Annotated in this window: 2 protein-coding genes; both read right to left on the reverse strand. The window is 76.8% G+C overall.

Features of this window, described 5'->3' with window-relative positions:
* Window positions 1-25 precede the first annotated feature (25 nt).
* Window positions 26-208, reverse strand: a complete 183-nt coding sequence (locus ACWGH4_RS34740) for a DUF5302 domain-containing protein (protein WP_441262572.1) — start codon at window positions 206-208, stop codon at window positions 26-28.
* Between the two features lie 502 nt (window positions 209-710).
* A complete protein-coding gene (locus ACWGH4_RS34745) occupies window positions 711-1,355 on the reverse strand; it encodes a ScbR family autoregulator-binding transcription factor (RefSeq protein WP_453467857.1) in 645 nt (214 codons plus the stop codon).
* Window positions 1,356-1,867: the final 512 nt, after the last annotated feature.

The following is a 1,867-nucleotide window of genomic DNA, read 5'->3' on the forward strand; positions in this document are numbered from 1 at the left end:
GTAACGGGCGGTGAGCCGGGTGGCGTCAGCCGGTCTTGCGGCGGTGGAAGGTGCGGCGCCCGGCGGGGCCGGCGGCGTGTCGGGCCTTGACGCGGCTCTCTTCCTGGGCCGCCTTGGCGAGGGCGTTGTGCTCCTTGCGCTCCAGCGCCTGGCGGAACCGGCGTTTGGCCTCCTGGGCGGCCTCGTTGCGCTCGGGGGTATCGGTCATGGATGCCTCCTGGGCTGGTCGACGGCGGCGCGGGCGGCCCGTCCCGGGGGCGGGCGGGGAGAGGGAGAATGCCCCCGCCCGGCCGGGCGGCCGGTGCGCCCAGCCCACCGCGCCCCGCTCGAGAACCGGTCGATGTTCACTCGCAACCCCGCCGGGAATCCCCCGACCCGCCCGGCCCGCCGGAGCCGTTCCCGGCCCCTTTTCCGCCGGGCGCAGCGCCCTCGCCGGCGGGCACGCGTGCGCCCACCCGGCAGCAGCGGCGCGGTGGTGGAGTGGTGGGGAAACGCAGCCGGCCCGCCTTCGTACCGGGGCGGGACGCGCACCGGGACGGAGGCGGGCGGGGGTGGGTGGTTTGTGGGCCGGGATGCGGCGCCGGTGCCAGCGCGGGCCGGCGGGCGGTGCCGGGCCGGGGGCGGGTACGGGCCGGCTGCCGGGGGGTCTGCCTGTGGGGGGTGGTGGTGTGCCTGTGTCACTCCGCCCCAGCGGTGCGGGGGTTGGGGGGTCAGGCGGCGTGGGCGGGGCGGGTGTGGGGGGCGGGAGGGCGGGTGCGGTAGCGGGGGGTGTGGCCGGGCGGGACGAGGGCGGGCAGCAGCGGCTGCCACAGGGTGTGGACGCGGTGGGCGAGTTCGCTGGGGGTCAGGCCGGTGCCGGCCAGGACGCCGATGCCGCAGACGGTGGTGGTCAGCAGGCTCCGGCCGCCTTCGCCGGCGGCGTCCTCGCGCAGGTCGCCGGCGGTGTCGGCCCGGCCGAGCAGCCGCAGGACCTCGGTGGTCCAGGTGTGGTGGAAGTCGGTGGCGGCAAGGTGGCGGCCGGCGCGTTCGTTGGTGATGCGCAGTCCGGCGCGTACGACGGGGTCCCGGTACAGGGCGTCGGCCAGCCAGTGGGTGAGGTCGATCAGGGTCTGCAGGGGGGCGGCGCCGGCCTGCCACTGCTGCTGGAGGAAGTCGCACAGCAGTTGCCGGCCGCGTTCCTGGACGGCGTCGGCAAGGCCTTCCTTGGAGGCGAAGTGGAAGTACAGCGCGCCTTTGGTCATGCCGGCGGCGCCGGCGATCCGGCCGAGTGTGGCACTGGCGTAGCCGTACCGGTCGAACATCTGGGCGCCCGCGAGGACCAGCCTGCGGCGGGTGCGTTCCGATCTGGCCTGCATCCCGGTTCCCCTCTCTTCCCTGTGCTGCCCGGCCCTCTTTTCCGGCCGGCCCTGTGCCCCCCGGTGACCGCCCCCGGCGCCGGGCGCAGCCGACGGTGGCGCGGTGCGGCTGCGTCCGTGCCTGTCCGGGGTCTCGCGTGCTGTCCGTCCTGTCCGCGTGCACGGCCCGCGCGTACCGCACGCCGGGTGCCGGGCCCGGAGGTCGTACTCGGTGCCGTCCGCGCCGTGTTCGGCGCTCGGACCCTGCCCTACACCGTCCCGGCCGGGCGCGGTGCCGGCCCGGCCGTACTGCGCGCCGCACACCCCATGCCGTGCTCGCCGGGCACAGCGCGGCGCCCCACGCCGTACCCGGCGAGTACAGCGCTGTGCTCCGGCCGCACACTCCATGCCGTGCTCGCCGCACTCCATGCCCTGCTCGCCGGGCACAGCGCCGCACTACGCGCTGCGCCCGGCGAGTACAGCGCTGTGCTCCGCGCTGAGCTTGCCGTACTTGGTGCCGGCTGGTGCCGGCC

The sequence above is a fragment of the Streptomyces sp. NPDC054847 genome (genome assembly GCF_053610925.1).

Bases quoted from the DNA above. Each gene is read 5' to 3' on its own strand.
- ACWGH4_RS34740 (WP_441262572.1), bottom strand. From the start codon at position 208: ATGACCGATACCCCCGAGCGCAACGAGGCCGCCCAGGAGGCCAAACGC.
- ACWGH4_RS34745 (WP_453467857.1), bottom strand. From the start codon at position 1,355: ATGCAGGCCAGATCGGAACGCACCCGCCGCAGGCTGGTCCTCGCGGGC.